Genomic DNA, 5,144 nt, shown 5'->3' with positions numbered 1-5,144 from the left:
GATAAGACTGGTCCAAAACCAAGTATTGCGGACAAGTCTCGCCCCAAATATCAACCCCTTTATTTCTTGCCTCGGTGATCTTTTCTACCGCATCTGCACAAGTGACATGAACGACATAGAGCTGCCCGTTCGCCATCTCCGTCAATTTTGCGGCCCGCCCAGTAGCTTCCCCCTCAAGCTCGGGAGGCCTTGTTAGCGCATGGTAGATTGGATCCGTGTTTCCTTTTTCAAGCGCCTGCTTCGTAAGATAATCGATGACATCGCCATTTTCAGCATGAACCATGACAAGCGCACCAAGCTCTTTCGCCTGCAGTAAAGTGCGGTATAGCGTGGCATCATCGGCTTGAAAAACATTCTTGTACGCCATGAAGACCTTGAACGAGGAAATCCCTTCATCCGCGATGATCCCCGGCAATTCCGCAAGAACCTCATCATTGATCTCGCTGATCATTAGATGGAACCCATAATCTATCGCGGCCTTTCCATTGGCCTTTTTGTGCCATGTACCAATCGCTTCCTTTAATGGTGCCCCTTTTTCAGTCAAGCAAAAGTCTATGATCGTCGTCGTGCCTCCATAGGCGGCAGCAATCGTACCGGTTTCATAATCATCCTTTGTGGTCGTCCCGCCAAACGGCATATCTAGATGGGTATGCGGGTCAATGCCTCCCGGAAAAATATAGGCGCCTTTAGCATCAATGATTTCGGCGCCTTCTGCGGTCAAATCCTTGCCTATCATGGCAATCTTCTCATTTTCAATTAATATATCGGCTTGATACGTATCCGCAGCGGTTGCAATCGTTCCGTTTTTTATGATTTTCTTCATGTTCTTCCCCTCCATCATTTTGCGAAATCAACACTTTCATTTTCTATGCCGCCAAGATAGGCTTGGCGTTCATTCCACGTCATCGGCGGTAATTCATTTGTCAATTCGATCATATCGATTGCCCCATCGGCCGGACATACGATAGAGCAAAGATTACAGCCTACGCAATCTTCTTCACGCACCCTCAGGAAGGAGCTGCCTGCCGAGTCCTTTAACATATCTATACACTGGTGTGAGGTGTCTTCACACGCAATATGGCATTTATTGCAGTTGATGCATACATCATTATTGATGCGGGCCACTACCTTATAATTAAGATCCAAGTTCCCCCAATCGGAATATCGCGGTACGGATCTACCGACAATATCCATCACTGAGGCAATCCCTTTTTCATCGAGGTAATTGGACAAACCTTCAAGCATGTCCTCGACTATCCTAAAACCATGATGCATGGCAGCCGTACATATTTGCACCCCCGTCGAACCCATCAATAAAAATTCCACGGCATCCTGCCAATTGGAAATCCCCCCGATTCCGGAGATGGGAAGATCGATCCTTGGATTTCTTGCACACTCTGCCACCATGTTCAAGGCGATGGGCTTCACCGCCGGACCACAATACCCCCCATGTGCTCCCTTACCGCCAACATGTGGTATCGTATTCCACGAATGGATATCCACACCTGCCAAAGAATTGATTGTGTTGATCATGCTGATTGCATCCGCTCCCCCGCGAACTGCCGCTTCTGCAGTGACCGTAATATCGGTTATATTCGGGGTAAGCTTGACGATGACAGGTTTCGATGCAGCTTCCTTTGCCCAATAGGTTTGCTTTTCCACAAGTTCAGGAACCTGTCCTGAAGCAGCTCCCATCCCCCGTTCAGCCATACCATGGGGGCAGCCAAAGTTCAACTCGTATCCATCAACCCCTACATCTTCTATGCGCTTGATGATCTCATGCCATTTTTCCTGTTGCGGCTCCACCATGACCGAGGCGATGATTGCATGATCGGGGAACCTCTTTTTCGTTTCATATATTTCTTTCAAATTCACTTCAAGGGGACGATCGGTAATTAATTCAATGTTGTTGAAACCGGCAACTCTCTGTCCATTAAAACTAACCGCCGCAAAGCGTGATGAGACGTTCAGGATGGGATCGCCCAACGTTTTCCAAACGGCGCCTCCCCATCCAGCCTCGAATGCCCGCTGGACTTGATACCCTGAATTGGTGGGCGGTGCCGAAGCAAGCCAAAAAGGATTGGGTGATTTAATACCTGCAAGATTTATAGATAAATCAGCCATGATAAGCCTCCTAATTTTCATTATTATTAAGCGATATCCACTGCCTCGCCCATTATGGCCAGATCAATTTCATAAGCCGTATCCTTTCCTTGCTGGGCAGCCGAAACGACCATCGCCTCCCCTTGACCTTTTCCGAAAATCACGTCCCCGCAGGCAAATACTTTTTCATTCGACGTTTTATAGGAGTCTGCCTCCAGCATAACCACGCCATCTTCATGTTCGATCCCAAATTGTTCAATCAGCCCAATATACCTGGATTGGCCTATGGCACGGATGACCCCATCGACCGGTATCACGAACTCCGATCCGGATATAGGCACAGGCCGGCTACGCCCATCTTCCCCCGCCTCGCTAAGCACCATCTTCACACATTCGATGCCCGTTACATGACCGCTTTCATCCGCTAAGATCCTTGAGGGGGTGGTCAGCCAGCGAAACCCGACCCCCTCTTGTTTGGCAAACTCGAATTCAAAATCATAGGCTGTCATTTCCTTTTGGGTACGACGATAAATGATCGACACCTGTTCGGCCCCAAGACGAACCGAACAGGTCGCAGCATCAATCGCTGTGTTCCCGGCCCCGATCACCGCCATCTTTTTCCCAATGAATTTTTCGCTGATGGCTCCCGTTTTCGTCTCCTTAACGAAATCGATTGCATCGTAGACCCCAGCGAAATCCTCTCCTTCGATCCCAAGCTTCGGAACTTCCGACATACCGACCGCTAAAATGACCGCATCGAACTCATCAACCAGCTGGTCAGCAGAAACATCCGACCCGACACGTGTATTCGTCTTAATTTCGACATCCAGGCTTTTGACCTGTTCGACTTCCCAATATGAAATGCTCTGGGGCAACCGGAAGGATACGATTCCGTAAGTATTCAATCCGCCTGGAGTTTTTTCCGCTTCGAAAATGGTTACACTGTAGCCAAGCAAGGCTAATTCCCTCGCTGCAGATAAGCCTGCCGGACCGCTTCCTACAATGGCAATTTTTTTGCCATTCTTTTTCCCGGCCTTGAACAGGGCTTGTTTATTTTGGATGGCCCAATCTGTGGAATAACGCTGGAGATTGCCAATCATGATTGGCTTGGTCGAATGGTTGAGGACACATGCGCCCTCACATAACTCTTCGGTCGGACATACCCTGGCGCAGCTGGCACCGACGGGATTGGCTGTCATGATTGTCTTTGCCGACCCTTTATAATTGCCTGACGCAATTTTCTTAATGAAGGTTGGAATGTCTATCCCTGTCGGACAGGCCTGAATGCATGGGGCATCATAGCAGTATAAACATCGATTCGCTTCTTCCAGGGCTTCACGGTGGGACAACCCCCTCTCCGCTTCCTGAAAGTTCATCTCAAGTTGATCTTTTAACGGACTTGTCATACTCATCCACTATTCTCCTTCCAAACATTTATTTGTAAAAATAAAAAAGGGAGGAATTGCATGCATTTCTCTACTTAATATTTTCTTCGTTTACATGTGTGGATTCTGCGCAGCGCATGTTTCAGCCTTCAGTCCTTCAATCCGTCTATTCATATCTATCATTCTCTAAATTGGCCAAGCCGCGGTCCCTGTTTCCTCCGGCTTTTAACAGCCCCCCCTAACTAAAAAAACTCAAAAACAGATCCTGAACCTGATAATTGAGTATTCTTTATTTTATAACGGTAAAAAGCCAGATACATTATACAAAGTGTAAAGTATTACCAGTCAAAGGTTGTGCAAAATGTAATATCCATGTTATATTTCCTAACAACAAACGCTAAACATCGTCATTTTTCTACAATCAACCTCATTATTCTTCATCTTTCCGGATGAATATTCATGCAACGGACTTATCAACATTTTGTCCACATAAAAAAAGCCCAAAAACTTTATTCAAGGTTTTTTCGGGCTTTTTTATTTTATCCACAACTTATACACAAACCAGATCATTCTAATCTCAGTTCCTTAGCGGAACAAAAGCATTTCCACTAGAGTTATCCACAAAATCATTTTTGTTTTTCCACTTATCAACAAACAACAAACAACTTATCAACAGCCCCTTCATTCGGACTTAATGACGTAACGAATATATTTCTCATAATCCGCTTTCTTGCACTCAAGCTTAATTCGATATCCGCTTTCCTCATATTCGGTATCCGTTATATGTCCATTTTCATTGAAGAAAGATACGAGCTGCCCTTGATCGAAGGGAATCAACATCTCACAGCGAATATAATCCGTGAAAATTTGCTCGCGAATTTGTTCAATCAATTCCTCGAGACCTGCTTTCGTTTTCGCTGACATATAAACGGAATTGCGATTCACCCGGGGAATCTCCAAATCGGTAAGATCGGCTTTATTATAGGCGAAAATCGTCGGTATCCCTTTAATGCCAATCTCATTTAATGTCTGTTCCGTTATATCCATTTGCTGCTCATGATCCGGATTGGAAAAATCGACAACATGAATCAATAGGTCCGCTTCCACCACCTCTTCCAATGTTGACCGAAATGCCCTCACAAGGTGATGGGGCAATCTTGAAACAAAGCCAACGGTATCGGTCAGCAGGAATTCCTTCTTATCGGGTAACGGAATGTTTCGCACCGATGTCTCAAGTGTAGCGAACAGCATATCTTTTTCCAAAACCTGCTTCTCCGCATTCGGATGGAACATTTCGATTAAAGCATTCATGATTGAAGACTTCCCTGCATTCGTATACCCGACCAATGAAACGACAGGGATGGCATTCTTTTTGCGCTGCTTCCTCTGCGTTTGCCGGTGTGCCACAAGGAGTTCGAGTTCTTTGTTCAAAACGCTTATATTTTCCTCGATTCTCCTGCGGTCAAGCTCTAATTGCTTTTCCCCGGCTCCTTTGTTTGTGCCCACCCCGCCACTCTGACGGCCCAATGACTCCCTTAAGCCAACAAGACGCGGGAGCATATACTGAAGCTTTGCCACCTCTACCTGGAGCTGAGCTTCCTTCGTTTGCGCCCGGTGCGCAAAGATGTCCAGAATTAAAATCGTCCGATCGATCAC

At 46.4% G+C, this 5,144-nt stretch carries 4 protein-coding genes; all 4 read right to left on the bottom strand.

The genetic code is table 11. The features are described 5' to 3' along the window. Positions 1-823 (bottom strand): amidohydrolase family protein (locus CVN76_RS20560; RefSeq protein ID WP_157805730.1); only part of this gene is annotated, 823 nt, incomplete at its 3' end. Between the two features lie 14 nt (positions 824-837). Beyond that, complete coding sequence (gene preA / locus CVN76_RS20555) at positions 838-2,124, bottom strand: NAD-dependent dihydropyrimidine dehydrogenase subunit PreA (protein WP_100532852.1); 1,287 nt, start codon at positions 2,122-2,124, stop codon at positions 838-840. Positions 2,125-2,150: 26 nt separating this feature from the next. Then, positions 2,151-3,509, bottom strand: coding sequence for an NAD(P)-dependent oxidoreductase (locus tag CVN76_RS20550; protein ID WP_100532853.1), 1,359 nt, complete (start codon positions 3,507-3,509; stop codon positions 2,151-2,153). 660 nt (positions 3,510-4,169) lie between these two features. Further along, positions 4,170-5,144, bottom strand: a 975-nt coding sequence (gene hflX / locus CVN76_RS20545) for a GTPase HflX (RefSeq protein WP_100532851.1), incomplete at its 5' end; no start/stop codon positions are given.

It is taken from the genome of Bacillus sp. mrc49 (genome assembly GCF_002803435.1).
This window is presented reverse-complemented; position numbering and strand designations above follow the sequence as displayed.

Coding starts and splice junctions, on each gene's coding strand:
- preA (WP_100532852.1), bottom strand. CDS start 2,124: ATGGCTGATTTATCTATAAATCTTGCAGGTATTAAATCACCCAATCCT.
- CVN76_RS20550 (WP_100532853.1), bottom strand. CDS start 3,509: ATGACAAGTCCGTTAAAAGATCAACTTGAGATGAACTTTCAGGAAGCG.